Raw genomic sequence first — 14,782 nt, forward strand, 5'->3', positions numbered from 1 at the left:
CTGCTCTCATGCCCTCTCTGCTGATTAAAAATCTTGCCGCTCTGGTGACCTGCGACGACGGGGACCGGGTTTTGAATAACACGGACCTCTACTGCGAAAATGGTGTGATCCGCGCCATAGGGCCTGCCCTGCCCCAATCTGCCGACAAGACGATCGACGGGTCCCATCTCTGGTGCTATCCCGGTCTTGTCAACACCCATCACCATCTCTATCAGGTCTTCTCCCGAAATCTGCCTCAAGTCCAGAATCTGGAGCTGTTTGACTGGCTCACAACTCTGTACGAGATATGGAAGGGGCTGGGCGGCGAGGTTATCCGCCTTTCCACGCTGACGGGCTGCGGGGAGCTTTTGAAGCACGGCTGCACCACCGTCTTTGACCATCACTATGTCTTTCCCAACCGCGCTGGGGATTTGACCGGCGTTCAGTTTGCCGCGGCGGCGGAATTGGGCGTCCGCTTCCATGCCTCCCGCGGAAGTATGGATCTCTCCAAAAAGGACGGCGGACTGCCGCCGGACAGCGTGGTTCAGACGGTGGATGAGATCATGAAGGACTCTGCCCGCTGCGTGGAGACGTATCATGATGCGTCCTTTGGCTCCATGCGCCAAGTGGCGCTGGCCCCCTGCTCGCCTTTCTCCGTCTCATCGGAGTTGCTGCGCCAAAGCGCCATTCTCGCCCGGCAATACGGCGTTCGGCTCCACACCCATCTGGCGGAGACGAAGGACGAGGAACGTTTCACTCTGGAAAAATTCCATATGCGGCCGTTGGAGTACATGGTGTCTCTTGGCTGGATGGGGCCGGATGTGTGGTTCGCTCACGGTATCCACTTCAACGAGGAAGAGCTGAGGGAGTTGGCACGAACCTCTACCGGCGTGGCCCACTGCCCCATTTCCAACATGAAGCTCTCCTCCGGTGTGGCGCAGGTGCCGGAAATGCTGAAGCTGGGCGTCCCCGTGGGTCTTGCGGTAGACGGCTCTGCCAGCAACGACGGCTCGTCCCTGATGGAGGAACTGCGGGTAGCCTACCTGCTCCATCGGCTGCGTTCCAGCGCCGCCGCGCCCAGCGGATACGACATGTTGAAAATCGCCACCTGCGGCAGCGCGCGTCTGCTGGGCCGAACAGACATCGGTTCTTTGGAGATCGGCAAGTGCGCAGACTTCTTCTTGGTGGATTCCCGACGGCTGGAGTTGGTCGGCGGTGAATACGATCCCGCCTCCGTTCTGGCCACGGTGGGCCTCCGCGGGCCAGTGGACACGACGGTGATCAACGGTAAAATCGTTGTTCAGGACGGGCGGCTGGTCACCGTGGACGAGGACGCCGTCGCCGCCGAGGCACGGCAGGTCTGCCGGAATTACCTCGCCAAAGCATAATGACAAGCGCACCCCTGCGGCTCACTAAGCGGCAGGGGTGCGTTGATTTTTAGTGAGTCGCCCGATACTTATCCATCAGCTCGGCAAAAAGCTCTCCGTTGCTGGGCGGCGTATAGGTAATGGCGTTGGCCCCGGCGCGAATGGTGTTGAGGATACTCTCCTCCGTGGGGCCGCCGGTGGCGATGATGGGAACCTCAGGAAACTGTCGGCGGATGTGGGCCACAATCTCCGGCGTCCGATCCGCGCCGGACACGTTGAGAAAATCGGCTCCGGCTTCAATCCGTCCCCGGACGTCCGTATCCTCTGACACCACGGTAATGACCACGGGGATATCCACCTCTTCTTTAATCTGGCTGATAACCTCATTGGCCGTGGGGGCGTTCAGTACCACGCCATAGGCCCCTTGGTGCTCCGCTTGGATCGCCAGCTTAACAGCCCGCGCGCCGGTGGTGATACCGCCGCCTACGCCCACAAACACCGGCACGTCTGATACCGTGATAATGGCTTGGGCTATGATAGGCTGAGGGGTGAAGGGGTAGACGGCGATGATGGCATCGGCATTGATGTTTTTCACAATGGCCACATCCGTAGAAAACGCCAGCGATTTGATGCGCCGCCCAAAAACGCGAATGCCGCTGCACTCACTGATGCAGAGGGGCAGCGTCACCGAGTGGCTGCGCAGTGTCCCGGTATAGGTTGGAATGTACTTTGCCATAGGAGCACTCCTTTCATCACTTTTGAGGATTTTTTGGAAAAAATTGCAAATTTTCATTTCTATTTTATCATGACTATGCGTGGAACACAAGTAAAACCGCCGTAAAAATGCTTGCGTATTTTCCTGTTGTGGTATATGGTGGATCACAAGAATACGAGCTCCGAAAAGGAGGCGCTTTTATGGGACGTTTTTCCATTCTTGTGGGAGATATTACCCAGTCGGACGCAGAGGCCATTGTCAATGCGGCCAACGAATCCCTGCTGGGGGGCAGCGGTGTGGACGGAGCCATCCATCGCGCTGCGGGACCGGAACTGCTGGCGGAGTGTCGCACACTTCACGGCTGTCCCACCGGACAGGCAAAGCTGACAAAGGGCTACCAGCTGAAGGCGCGCTATGTGCTTCACACACCCGGTCCCGTCTGGCAGGGCGGCGAACACGATGAGGCGGCGCTGCTGGCCTCCTGTTACCGCTCCTGTCTCCAGTTGGCGGAAGAAAATGGCATCCAGTCGGTGGACTTTCCCTGTATCTCCACCGGGGTTTTCGGCTACCCGGCGGCTCAGGCCGCATCAGTCTCTCTGCGGGCAATCATGGACTTTCTCCGTGACCATGACACGCCCCAGCAGGTGCGCGTGGTCTGCCACACGGAGGAGGCCGCCAAAGTTTTGCGTCAGATGTACAACTTCTGGTTTGCCGGTACCAAGGCGGACCGACTGTAATCAAAAATCGAAACAGCGCCCGATTCCGGTACCTGCCGAAATCAGGCGCTTTCCCATTGTTTCCATATGGATGCGGAGAGTTACGCGTCGAACACGCCCAAAATCACGATGCCCACGATCACAGTCGCCACCGCCGCATAGTGTTTCACGGAGAGCTTTTCCTTCAGGAAGATACGGCTCCACAGCACAGAGGCCACACAGTAGGCAGAGATAATGGGCGCGGCCATCATGACATGGTCCTCGTCGCCGATGGCATAGATATAAGCGAACTGGCCCGCTGTTTCGCACAGGGCACCCACGTACTTCGCGCCCTCCTGCTTGGGGACCAGCGGCTGCTTTTTCACCAGCACCACGTAGATAAAGCAAACCACGGCACAAAGGAAAAAGGTCAGCTCATAGGCCGCGTTGGCGGAATCCTCGTTCAGCTTCCGCAAAACCAGAGAGTCCGCAAAGGTTCCCAGCGCATCCAGCAGACAGTATAGCACCGGCAGCACCAGAGCCAGCGCGGACTTTGCATACTTATAGTTGGACGCCTCCTGCCGCAAAGCCCGCAGGCCGTCATCCTCCCGAGCTTCCACAATGCCGAGGCCCACCACGCCCGCGCACACCAGCGCCACGGCGATCAGCTGCCAACCGCTCACATCGCCGATGCCGCCGGTAATCAGAATCAACACGGCTACCAATGCTCCCGAGGAATTGCAGATGGGCGACGAGATGGACAGCTCGATATAGCGAAGGCCTACATAGCCGATGGTCATAGACAAAATATACAGTGCGGAAACAGGCAGATACGTCAGTATAACAGAAACGGAAATCTCCGTCCCGCCGATAAAAATCTCATAGGCCGCGTGGATTCCCATAACCACGCCCACGGCCATGACCATTTTCAAGTGGGCGTATTTATCCTGCCCGCGGCAGCCGATCTTAGAAAAGAGATCCGACCCACTCCAGCAGAGCAGGGTGATGATTGAAAGCCAAAACCACATAAGAGAAAACTCCTAAACATACATTATAATATTAGAATGTTCTTATTTCTTAACGAGTTTTGACCGGAGGCGGACGCCGCCGAAAAAAATGGTTGGGCATCGACATGTTATAATTTTACGATGCCAGCTTCCACCAGCTTTTCAAGGCTCATGAGAATGCCCAGCTTTGCGTGATACCAAGTCAACCCACCCTGAAAATATACGGCATAAGGCTCCCGGATAGGACCGTCGGCGGAAAGTTCAATGGAACTGCCCTGAATAAAGGCCCCCGCCGCCATAATGACCTCCGAGTCGTAGCCCGGCATGGCCCAAGGTTCCGGGGTGACATAGCTGTCCACCGGCGCAGCGGACTGAATGCCCTTGCAGAAGGCCACCATCGCCTCTGCCGAACCCAGCGTCACCGCCTGAATGATGTCGTGGCGATCCTCCAACCCGCCCGGAACACAGGCAAAGCCCAACTTTTCATAGACGTTGGCGGCGAAAATCGCACCCTTCAACGCGCCGGACACCACCGTGGGCGACAGGAACAGTCCCTGATAAAACGAGGGCATCAGCCCCAAATTCGCGCCGACCTCCTGCCCCAGTCCGGGAGCAGAAAGGCGGTAGGCACACCGCTCCACGCACTCCTTCGTGCCACAGATATAGCCGCCGATGGGGGCAAGTCCGCCGCCGGGGTTTTTGATGAGGCTGCCCACCACCATGTCGGCTCCCAGATCAGAAGGCTCCAGCACCTCTACAAATTCACCGTAGCAATTGTCCACCATGCACTTTACGTCCGGCTTCACACCCTTACAGAAGGTAATCAGTTCCCCAATCTGCGCCACGGAAAAGCTGGGCCGGGTGGCATACCCCTTGGAACGCTGAATGGTGATGAGTTTGGTGCGATCGTTAATTTTGGCACGAATCGCTTCATAATCAAACGTACCGTCGGGTCTTAAGTCCGCCTGCGCATAGGTCACGCCGTACTCCTTTAAAGAGCACTTGCTCTCCCGGATACCGATGACCTCCTCCAGCGTGTCATAGGGTGCACCCACAGGAGAAAGCAGTTCGTCCCCAGGCAGAAGGTTGGCGGAAAGCGCCACCGTCAGCGCGTGGGTGCCGCAGGTAATCTGGGGACGCACCAGAGCCGCCTCGGTGTGAAACACGTCGGCATACACCCGTTCCAAATTGTCCCGGCCCTCATCGTCATAACCATAGCCGGTGGTGGCGGCAAAATGAGTGGCGTTCACCCGGTTTTTCTGCATAGCCAGCAGAACCTTTCCCTGATTGTGCTCCGCCACGGCGTCGATCTCCTCGAACCGGGGTCTCAGGTCCCGCAGCACCGCTTCGCCATATTCATATACAGCCCGGCTTACACCCAGCTGTTCATACATCATCTCGTTATTCAAGTTTCTCCATTCCTCCGCCGTCTTCAGATTTGCCGGGCAGTCCCGGCGGAAATCAACGGCTTTTCTACTTTACCATAGGCATCCAAAAAACGCAAGGAAAAGGACCCCATTGGCGTCCCTGCGATTTGTTGGCAGTGGGATTTATATCCTTACCAAAAGAAAAAAGCAGAAATATTATCCATGAATATACACTCCATAAATTAACAAATTTTTGGTGACAATTGAAATATTTCCTGCTATACTGATTTCGTTCGTATAGTTTCTTAAAAACAACCTCATATTCCGCAGACAGGGGGACAGGCATGTCAAAGAGCAAGCTGACAGACAGTCAGATCGTACAGCAAAAGTATCGGGACATCACCAATGCCTGGATGAACATTCACCTGTTGATTCTGACCGGAACGATTCTCGTGTCTGTGGTGATGGAATTTCTGATCTATTTTGTGCTGGGCCCTTCTCAAATTTCCAGTTCTCCTGTGCGATACATCCTGCGGTATATTCTGGCGCCTTTGGGTCTCAATCTGACTTTGCTGATTGCCGCCCTCCTCATCCGCCGTAAGAAAGGGCTCAGTGAGTCCTTGCAAGTCGGGGCGGTTTCCCTTGCCACGGCGGGAACAGCCCTGACGCTTTATACAGTACATAGCTTCTTTCCTGCCATGATACTTGCACTGGTTGTGCCGGTGGTACTGACCATCCTCTATGGGCGGGTCCGCTTGACCGCGCTCACCAGCGCGGTGTGTATCGGAGGAAAGCTGATCTCCGACCTCTTTTTTCAGTGGGACCCCGATGTCGCCCCCATCAGCCTGCTTGGTGCGGCTTCGGCAGATCAGGTCGTTTGTCTTGTTTTACTTCTTTTCTGCTGCATGATCTCCCTCCTTCTGGTGCGGATGGACCGCCAACGAATGGACTTTAGCTTGAATATTATGCTGGAGCAGCAGCGTTTGCGGGAAAAAACAGTCACCGACAGCCTCACTCGCGTGGGAAACCGGCGGGCGCTGCGGGAGGCACTGCAAAAAATGGAGCGCCGCAAAAACGAACGCTGGTTTTTCATTATGATGGACATGGATCAGTTCAAACAGATCAACGACGAATTTGGACACAGCCGGGGCGACTATTATTTGCAGTCTCTGGGCCGCATTCTTTTGCGTTATGAAGGCGATACATTCCAGCCTTTCCGTTTCGGCGGCGACGAGTTCTGTGCTATTCTCCACGGTCGTGATGCGGAAGAGACCGTTGCTTTCTGCCGTCGGCTTCAGTCCGACTATGCTCGCATCGTCGCGGCGGAAAACGATCATCTCTCCTGTGGCATCAGCATCGGAGTGACGGCCTGCCATCCCGGCGAAAGCGCGCAGATGCTCCTGAATCAGGCCGACAGAGCGTTGTACCGGGCAAAAGCAACCCACTGCGGCAGTATTTGCATCTGGGGTTCAGAGCTTGAAAAGGCAGAGTAATTTCCGTTGCTGCCCAGTACCGTGTTTTCCCGTTTGCCCATTATCCTTTCAAACCAATCGCGCCGTCCGCAATCAGCGGACGGCGCGATTTTTCATACTATGCAGAGCGTGGGAAATTTGAAAAACAAATCAACCTTCCTTCAGTTTAAAACGACTCACCAGCTCCCGCAGCATTTGTGCCTGCGCAGACAGTTCCTCACTGGATGCGGCTGTTTCCTCCGCGGTGGCGCTGTTGGTCTGGACAACCCGGGAAATCTGATCGACGCCCTGAGAAACCTGATCAATGGAGTGAGCCTGCCGGTCAGATGCCTGCGCAATCTGATCCACGGACTGGGTAACGGAATTCATATCTTCCACTGTGGAGCGGAGAGATGCGGCGGTCTGGTCTGCCAGAGCACTGCCGCGCTGAACGGCCTCGGTGGAAGCCTGAATCAAATTTGCGGTACCCTTGGCGGCCTCCGCGGATTTGGAAGCAAGGTTTCGCACCTCATCCGCCACCACGGCGAAGCCGCGTCCGGCAGCTCCGGCCCGGGCAGCCTCAATGGCAGCGTTCAGCGCCAGAATATTGGTCTGGAACGCAATGTCGTCGATTGACTTGATGATTTTACCGATTTGCCCGGAGCGTTCGTTGATATCGCTCATAGCAGAAATCAATTGCTGCATCCGATCGTTACTCTCCGACACACGGCCCGCCGCAGCATCCACGTCGCCGCTGGCCTTTCGAGAGTCGGCAGCGTTGGCTCTCACCTGCTGAGATAGTTCAGCAATGGTGGCGGACAGCTCCTCCACAGAGGATGCCTGTTCCGTGGCGCCCTGAGATAGGGTCTGCGCCCCAGCGGAGAGCTGATCCGCACCCACGGAAACTTGATCCGACGCCTGATTGATCTGGGCCAGCGTCTCGTTTAGAGACACCGAGATATTTTCCAGCGCCGCCTTAATTCGGGCGAATTCACCCACATATTCGCGGGTCAAGGTAAAGACCAGATTTCCCTTGGCAATCTCGTCTAGAACGGTGGAAATTTCATCAATGTAATCCACGTAGTCGTGGAGGCGGTTTACCGTTTTGCCAAAGTTGGACGACAGCGTACCGAACTCGTCGTTGGAACGGTGATCCAGCTTGGCGGTTAAATCTCCGTCGGCAATGCGGCTGGCAACATCGTCCAGTTTTTTCACGGGAACAATTACGATTCGGCGAATCAGGATAAAGACCAGCGCGATCATGAGTGCAATGGCAACGACGGCAATCACAGAGATCAAGGTCGTTAACGTCGTCAAATCCTGCAAAATCTCCGTTTTGGGCGCGTAAGTCACCGTGATCCAGTTGCATCCAGGCACCTGCTCCAAGTCCATGCAGACTTCCTTTCCATCAGCCTTGCAGGTCTGGAGTCCGAACGCTCCGCTGGCAATCAGCCGGGTAAGATCAGCATAGAAGGAGTTGGCGGATTGGTCAGCCAGAAGTGTCCCCACCAGAGCCTCGTCGCGGTGCCCGATAATCATGTTGGTGTTGGCGTCAATCAAAAATGCGCCGCCGGTCTGCTCAATCTGTACCTGTTTGACAATATCAGAGATGGCGCCCAGCTGTATGTCCGCCGCGGCTACGCCGCGGGTGCCGCCATTTTTGTAGTGCAAAGCGGCGGAGGCGCTGACAACGTTTTCTCCCGTAATAACGTCCTGATAGGCGGAGCCGAATATAAAGCTGTTGGACAGCAGTCCCTCTTTATACCAGACCTTCTCTCTGGGATCATATCCCGAGTCGGGAACATAGCTGGCATGAACAAACTCCCCCGCAGTGGTGGCGAAATAAATGCCACCGGGAAACGCGCTGTCGGGGTCAGCCGAATGGCGGAGATAAGCCTTTTCTTCGTCCGGCGTCATGGTGATGTACTCCAGCGTGTCCCGCTGCATATCCAGCGTGGCGGTGATATCGTTCATCCACGCCTGAACCATGCTGACCACACTATCCGTATTGGCGGACAGCAGTGCATCGCTCTTCTTCAGCAAGATTTCAGAAACAGCGGACTGAACCGTCAGCACGATTCCGCCCACCACAACAATGATAATGGGAACTAAGGCGACCAGCAGCTTTGCCTGAATACCGAAATTCTTTTTTCCGTCAGGGCTTTTAGCCGGCAGGTCTTCCTCCTTCTTTTTTTTCGTGAATTTTGGAAAGCCCTTGAAACTGAGTTTCTTTACATGTTCTCTCTCCAGCAAATTTTTCATCTCTTCTTCGACCTTTCCTCACCCCAAATATACCCGTTCATTCCCCTCTAAATGTGCTGGATCCCGTTTTGAAAAGCGCGGAATCCGGAAGAAAATGGTCAGCTTCACATGGACAGTGGGAAGCTGGCAATGACCTCCGAGCAACACCTGTATAAACGGGCTTCTTCCATTTCCGCGATTGGCCCGGTCCTGTGCCGGAAAACCACGAGATAACGAAATTATATACATTATAACAGTTAATTTGTGTCATGACAAGCTAGATATGGAAGATATCACAAATAAATTCAAATTTAGAAAAAATACGCAAGTGCCCCAAAAACCTGTCACCAAGTGCCTTGCTTTGGACAGTGCAGCTGTTCGTCTTCCTCTGCTTGGAATGCGCCCGGTCATAAACAATTCCTCATATTATCGGTCTTTTTTCCTGCGGTGATCTCGCAGCAAACGCCGCATCATCGCCAAAAATAAATTACAACCCCTTTTATGATTGCACCGTCTAGCAAGTTGTGCTAAAATAAAAGTCACGTTTTGCGCCCAGCGGCGCGGGGAGGGGAACACAGATGCGGTATGGAACCGTGCTTTCCGGTCGTTTTGCCGAGAGGCCGAACCGTTTTATCGCTCTGGTAGATACAGCGGAGGGTCGTCAGGTCTGCCATGTGAAAAACACAGGCCGCTGTCGGGAACTTCTGGTTCCCGGGGCGACGGTCTATCTGGAACGGGCCGAAAACCCGAACCGGAAAACCGCCTATGACCTGATCGCGGTGGAAAAAGGCAGTCTGCTTATCAACATGGACGCGCAGGCTCCCAACCGGGTTTTTGGAGAGTGGGCCGCCGTCGGCGGCTTTCTTCCGGATGTTATCTCGGTGCATCCAGAGTATACCTACGGTGCGTCCCGCATCGACTTTTGTCTGGATACGAGCCGAGGTCCGCATCTGGTAGAGGTCAAGGGCGTCACACTGGAAGAAAACAGACACGCCTGTTTTCCGGATGCTCCCACAGAGCGGGGCGTCAAGCATATTCATGAGCTGCAAAAGGCGGTGGAGCAGGGTCTTTCGGCTACGCTGTTTTTTGTGGTGCAGATGGCAGGGATGCTGGATGTATCCCCCAACGACACAACCCACCCGGCTTTCGGCGCGGCACTGCGGACGGCAGCAGCCGCCGGTGTGCAGGTCCGGGCGTTTGACTGTGCAGTGACGCCGGACAGCATCGCGATCCATGGGGAGATCCCCGTCATTCTATAATTTGTCAGGATGGGAGCGAAATTTCTTGGGACTGCTTGAACTCTTACTAATCGGCATAGGGCTGTCGATGGACGCTTTTGCCGTGGCCATTTGTCAGGGCCTGTGTATGCGAAAAATCAACTGGAACTACACGTTTGTGATTGCCCTGTTTTTCGGTGGATTTCAGGCACTGATGCCGTTTTTGGGCTGGCTTCTCGGCTCGCAGTTTGCTGGATATATTCAAAGCGTGGATCACTGGGTGGCCTTCGTGCTGCTGCTGCTTATCGGCGGCAACATGGTGCGGGAGAGCCTGAGCAAAGAGGAGGAGGCCACAGAGTGCGCCGTGGAAGAGCGCATAAACCTGAAACGCCTGACGGTTCTGGCGGTGGCCACCAGCATCGACGCACTGGCAGTCGGCGTGACTTTTGCATTTCTGGACGTAGAAATTATCTCGGCGATTTCCATTATTGGAACGACCACATTTTTCCTGTCCCTGATCGGCGTGGTCGTTGGGAATTTCTTCGGCGCGCGCTACAAGCGCCGCGCAGAGCTGACCGGCGGGGTGATTTTGATTCTGCTGGGCACAAAGATTTTGCTGGAGCATTTGGGTATTTTTGCTTGATGGCATATAAGAAATCCCGGATAGGATGCGGACGAGAGCCGCGCCCTATCCGGGCATTTTTTTACCCTGCTCTCATATTCTCCGTTCAGGAGGTGAAACGACATGGACTGTTTATGTACCATGCTGGGCGGCGTGGTCTTATTTTTATTTGGCATGACGCTGTTGAGTGACCATTTGCGGGAGCTGGGCGGCGGGCGGGCGGAACGCTTGCTGCGCCGCGCGACAAACAGCCGTTGGCGGGGCGCGGCACTGGGCTTTGCCGTGACGGCGGTGGTCCAGTCCTCCTCCGCAGTGACGGTGCTGGCGGTATCTTTGGCGGATGTGGGCATTTTGAGCCTGCGTCAAACCGTTCCGGTTCTGATCGGCAGCAACGTGGGAACCACAGCCACAGCGTGGCTGCTGTGCCTGCGCACAGGGCCGGGTGCAATCGCCCCGATGCTGACAGTGGCGGTCGCGTGCATCGGCCTTTTGCTCTATCTACTGATTCCAACTCGCCGGGCTTGGGGCGGGTTGCTGCTGGGGCTTTTTCTCCTTCTAAGCGGAATGGAGCAGATGTCCGCCGCTGCCGCTCCGCTGGCGAGAACAGAGGCTTTCCGCAGTCTAACCGCTCTGGCAGACCGACCGGTGCTGGCCGTTCTAGCAGGAGCGGCGGTCACCGGCGTTCTGCAAAGCTCCAGCGCTGCAATCGGGCTGTTGCAGGCATTCTCTGCCACAGGGACAATTCCTTGGGGAATCGGAGTCCCGCTGGTTCTGGGCGGAAACATCGGCACCTGCGTCACGGTACTGCTGGCCGCCATCGGCGGCGGGAAAAACGCAAAGCGTGCGGCTCTTGCCCACCTGCGGTTTAACCTGCTGGGAACCGCCGTACTGCTGCCGCTGTGGCTGGGCTTTGGAAGGCCGCTGCTGGAACTGCCCATCACTCCGGTGGGCATTGCGGCTGTTCACACGGGGTTCAACCTGATCTCGGCAGCGCTGCTTTTACCGCTGTCCGACCATTTGGCGGGGTTTGTACCGCTCCCTGCCGGAAATAGGAATCAGGCTAAGCGGGTCTAATGCTTACAACGGGGGTAAAAAGACACCGTGCGGGACCGAATTGGTCCCGCACGGTGTGGATGTATCTAGTTTGCAGACGGGTATTTCTTAGAAAATGCCCTGAGCCATCATAGCATCGGCAACCTTCTGGAAGCCCACGATGTTAGCACCGGCAACCAGATCATAGCCCAAGCCGTAACGCTCGGAAACCTCGACAGAAGAATGGTAGATGTTCTTCATGATGCCCTTCAGCTTCTCATCCACTTCCTCAGCGGTCCAGTACAGACGCTCAGCGTTCTGAGCCATCTCCAGCTCGGAGACGGAAACGCCACCGGCGTTGACGGCCTTGGAGGGAGCCACGACCATGTGCTTCTGCTCCTTCAGGAACTCCAGAGCATCGTTGGTGGTGGGCATGTTGGCGACTTCGATGTAATACTTCACACCGGACTCGGCAATCAGCTTGGCGGAATCCATCTTAACGTCGTTCTGGGTGGCGGCGGGCATGTAGATATCCACGTCCTTGACGCCCCAGCACTTCTTGCCTTCGACGAACTCGCAGCCGAACTTTTCAGCATAGGGCTTGCAGTGCATGGGATCCTTGGCGCGCATCTCGAGGATGAAGTTCAACTTCTCGTCGGTGCTCACGCCGTCGGGATCGTGAATGTAGCCGTCGGGACCGGCAAAGTAAGTAACCTTAGCGCCCAGCTCCTTGGCCTTCTTCATGATGCCCCAGCCCACGTTGCCGTAGCCGGACATTGCGATGCGCTTGCCCTCGATGGACTGGCCGTCATGTGCCAGGGCTTCCACCAGATAATAGACAGCGCCGTAGCCGGTGGCCTCGGGACGCAGGATGGAACCGCCGGTGCAAACTGCTTTGCCGGACAGAGCGCCAAACTCGGAAGCGCCCACCAGACGGCGATACTGACCGTACATATAGCCGATCTCACGGCCGCCGCAGCCCAGATCGCCGGCGGGGCAGTCGATGTCCTGACCGATATGGCGATACAGCTCGCTGATAAAGGCCTGGCAGAAACGCATGACCTCAGCGTCGCTCTTGCCGCGGGGATCAAAGTCGGAGCCGCCCTTGGCGCCGCCGATGGGCAGACCGGTCATAGCATCCTTGAAGACCTGCTCAAAGCCCAGGAACTTGATAATAGACAGGTTCACAGAGGGATCGAAACGGATGCCGCCCTTATAGGGGCCCAGCGCGCCGTTATACTGCACGCGGTAGCCGCGGTTCACCTGCCAATTGTGGTTGTCATCTTCCCAAGTCACGCGGAACTCGATGGTACGCTCGGGCTCGACAATGCGCTCCAGCAGAGCGGCCTTCTCATATTCGGGATGGGCGTCGATCACAGGCTCCAAAGAGGACAGGACCTCTTCAACAGTCTGCAGAAATTCAGGCTCGTTGCTGTTCTTGGCTTTTGTAGCCTCCAGTACGCGGGCAAGGTAAGCATTCATCAAAAACTTCCTCCTTCATTTTTTACGCAGCGGTTTTTTGTGTAAATCAACCAAAGGATACATTTCTCGCTAAATGTATTCTAGCACTTCTAATGTATGGAAGCAAGCCTACATTTCTTCATATGGGCTATTTTCTTTTGGTATAACGAAAAAATTCATGCAGGTTTTTGTGCATTTCAACATAAGAATTGCAGGATTTGCTTCTTTTGAAGGAAGATTGTCGTTCATGGATTGACAATCTTCTACGAAACTATATAATATTTATGTTTGGAAACCGACAACGACGACTTAAATTCGACTGGTTTTGGGAGGCATTTTGATATGCGGCATACTTATCCGATCACCGTGGCGGGCCTGAAGCGGGACCTGCCCATCTGCAAAGTATCAGACGAGCTGTACATCGGCGCGTTTGTGGTCTTTGGCGATGCGGAGCTGACCGTGGCCTGCGCACGGGAGCTTTTGAAGCTGGTCCCCGCAGACAGCTATGATTACATGCTCACCGCCGAGGCAAAGGGTATCCCCCTGATCCATGAAATGGCTCGCCAGTCCGGGGCGAAGAAGTATATCCTCCTGCGCAAGGGTGCCAAAGTCTATATGCCCGACCCCCTCCATGTGGAGGATCAGTCCATCACCACTGCCGGAACACAAAAGCTGTATATGGGCCGGGACGATGCAGATCTGATTCGCGGAAAGCGCGTGCTGCTGGTAGACGACGTGATCTCCACCGGCGGGTCCATGCAGGCCATGGAAGCATTGGTGAATCTGGCCGGAGGCTCGGTCACAGGCCGCATCGCCGTCTTGGCGGAGGGCGGCGCTCAGAACCGGAACGACATCAAATACCTCGCTCCCCTTCCGGTGTTCAACGCCGACGGAACGGTTAAGGGCTGACAAGAGAGACTCCAAATCCTTGATTTGGTTAGTCGAACTTATGCAAGGCAGCCGCGAAAAACAGCATCTAATTTTGTAATACGGCAAGGGGGCATCGTTAAAAACGGTGCCCCCTTGTCGTTTGTTCTGCAGTCTTCCCAGCGGAAAGCTGTCTTGGTTATGGAATCGACGCACCCAGATCGTATGCCTCCTGCAATGCCGGATGTTCTTTAATCGCGCCCAGCTCTTTGACATTTCTAACAAGGACCATGCCGGCGTTTTCCAGCTTAAAGAAATTCAGCACCATCTGATACTGCATCTTGATGGGGTCGAACAATTCCGGCAGCACTGCTCCGCCCACCAGCAGCAGCGCCATTTTTTTAATTTTAAACTCATCGCGCATGGGGGTGTGAAGCCGGTCTACAATGGCCTTCAACTGGGCGCTGATCCCATAAAAGTAGATGGGAGAGGCAATCACCATCACCTCGGCTTGGCGCAGCTTTTCGTAAATCCGGGTCATGTCGTCCTGTTGAAAACAGGCGTGTCCTTCTCTTTTGAAACAGGAGTTGCAGCCAACGCAGGGGTTCACATGATAGTCGGCGACAGACAGAATCTCCACCTCATGGTTCCTCCGCGCGCCATCGGCAAATGCCTGCGCCAGCAGCTCTGTGTTGCCGCCCCGTCTCATACTGCCAGTCAATATAACGATCCTGCTCATAATACGCGTACCTCGTTTCCCT

At 55.5% G+C, this 14,782-nt stretch carries 13 protein-coding genes; 7 read left to right on the forward strand and 6 right to left on the reverse strand.

Annotated features, from left to right (window positions below; all coding sequences use genetic code 11):
* Nucleotides 1-8: 8 nt before the first annotated feature.
* Nucleotides 9-1,367, forward strand: coding sequence for an 8-oxoguanine deaminase (locus ON16_RS10255; RefSeq protein WP_040662035.1), 1,359 nt, complete (start codon nucleotides 9-11; stop codon nucleotides 1,365-1,367).
* 49 nt (nucleotides 1,368-1,416) lie between these two features.
* On the opposite strand, the gene ON16_RS10260 is transcribed toward ON16_RS10255, so the two are convergent.
* A complete protein-coding gene (locus ON16_RS10260) occupies nucleotides 1,417-2,082 on the reverse strand; it encodes a hydrolase (RefSeq protein WP_040662037.1) in 666 nt (221 codons plus the stop codon).
* Between the two features lie 179 nt (nucleotides 2,083-2,261).
* Between ON16_RS10260 and ON16_RS10265 the strand changes: the two genes are divergently transcribed.
* Complete coding sequence (locus ON16_RS10265) at nucleotides 2,262-2,798, forward strand: O-acetyl-ADP-ribose deacetylase (RefSeq protein ID WP_040662038.1); 537 nt, start codon at nucleotides 2,262-2,264, stop codon at nucleotides 2,796-2,798.
* A gap of 80 nt (nucleotides 2,799-2,878) precedes the next feature.
* Here ON16_RS10265 and ON16_RS10270 read toward each other — a convergent pair whose 3' ends face one another.
* Nucleotides 2,879-3,784 (reverse strand): EamA family transporter, encoded by a 906-nt coding sequence (locus ON16_RS10270; RefSeq protein ID WP_040662040.1) that lies wholly within the window; start codon nucleotides 3,782-3,784, stop codon nucleotides 2,879-2,881.
* A gap of 107 nt (nucleotides 3,785-3,891) precedes the next feature.
* Complete coding sequence (locus ON16_RS10275) at nucleotides 3,892-5,160, reverse strand: methionine gamma-lyase family protein (RefSeq protein ID WP_040662888.1); 1,269 nt, start codon at nucleotides 5,158-5,160, stop codon at nucleotides 3,892-3,894.
* Nucleotides 5,161-5,474: 314 nt separating this feature from the next.
* Here ON16_RS10275 and ON16_RS10280 point away from each other — a divergent pair, with 314 nt between their 5' ends.
* On the forward strand, nucleotides 5,475-6,623 hold the full coding sequence (locus tag ON16_RS10280) for a GGDEF domain-containing protein (RefSeq protein ID WP_040662041.1): 1,149 nt from the start codon (nucleotides 5,475-5,477) through the stop codon (nucleotides 6,621-6,623).
* Between the two features lie 129 nt (nucleotides 6,624-6,752).
* On the opposite strand, the gene ON16_RS16160 is transcribed toward ON16_RS10280, so the two are convergent.
* Nucleotides 6,753-8,834: a methyl-accepting chemotaxis protein gene (locus ON16_RS16160; protein ID WP_243441813.1), complete on the reverse strand. Its 2,082-nt coding sequence runs from the start codon at nucleotides 8,832-8,834 to the stop codon at nucleotides 6,753-6,755.
* Between the two features lie 566 nt (nucleotides 8,835-9,400).
* On the opposite strand from ON16_RS16160, the gene sfsA reads away from it, so the two are divergent.
* The 3 genes from sfsA to ON16_RS10300 all read left to right on the forward strand — a co-directional run bounded on the left by sfsA (nucleotide 9,401) and on the right by ON16_RS10300 (nucleotide 11,735).
* The gene (gene sfsA, locus ON16_RS10290; RefSeq protein ID WP_040662043.1) at nucleotides 9,401-10,081 is read left to right on the forward strand and encodes a DNA/RNA nuclease SfsA; all 681 of its coding nucleotides are present in this window, start codon (nucleotides 9,401-9,403) and stop codon (nucleotides 10,079-10,081) included.
* Complete coding sequence (locus ON16_RS10295) at nucleotides 10,056-10,682, forward strand: manganese efflux pump MntP (protein ID WP_081579661.1); 627 nt, start codon at nucleotides 10,056-10,058, stop codon at nucleotides 10,680-10,682. The genes sfsA and ON16_RS10295 overlap by 26 nt, the downstream gene beginning before the upstream one ends.
* Before the next feature lie 102 nt (nucleotides 10,683-10,784).
* Nucleotides 10,785-11,735: a Na/Pi cotransporter family protein gene (locus ON16_RS10300; RefSeq protein WP_051131680.1), complete on the forward strand. Its 951-nt coding sequence runs from the start codon at nucleotides 10,785-10,787 to the stop codon at nucleotides 11,733-11,735.
* A gap of 87 nt (nucleotides 11,736-11,822) precedes the next feature.
* Here ON16_RS10300 and gdhA read toward each other — a convergent pair whose 3' ends face one another.
* Complete coding sequence (gdhA, locus tag ON16_RS10305; RefSeq protein WP_040662046.1) at nucleotides 11,823-13,175, reverse strand: NADP-specific glutamate dehydrogenase; 1,353 nt, start codon at nucleotides 13,173-13,175, stop codon at nucleotides 11,823-11,825.
* Between the two features lie 321 nt (nucleotides 13,176-13,496).
* Between gdhA and ON16_RS10310 the strand changes: the two genes are divergently transcribed.
* Nucleotides 13,497-14,063: a phosphoribosyltransferase family protein gene (locus tag ON16_RS10310; RefSeq protein WP_040662048.1), complete on the forward strand. Its 567-nt coding sequence runs from the start codon at nucleotides 13,497-13,499 to the stop codon at nucleotides 14,061-14,063.
* A gap of 157 nt (nucleotides 14,064-14,220) precedes the next feature.
* Here ON16_RS10310 and ON16_RS10315 read toward each other — a convergent pair whose 3' ends face one another.
* Nucleotides 14,221-14,760, reverse strand: a complete 540-nt coding sequence (locus tag ON16_RS10315; protein WP_040662050.1) for a flavodoxin family protein — start codon at nucleotides 14,758-14,760, stop codon at nucleotides 14,221-14,223.
* Between the last annotated feature and the right edge of the window lie 22 nt (nucleotides 14,761-14,782).

The organism is Oscillibacter ruminantium GH1, assembly GCF_000307265.1.
Classification (GTDB): Bacteria; Bacillota; Clostridia; order Oscillospirales; family Oscillospiraceae; genus Oscillibacter; species Oscillibacter ruminantium.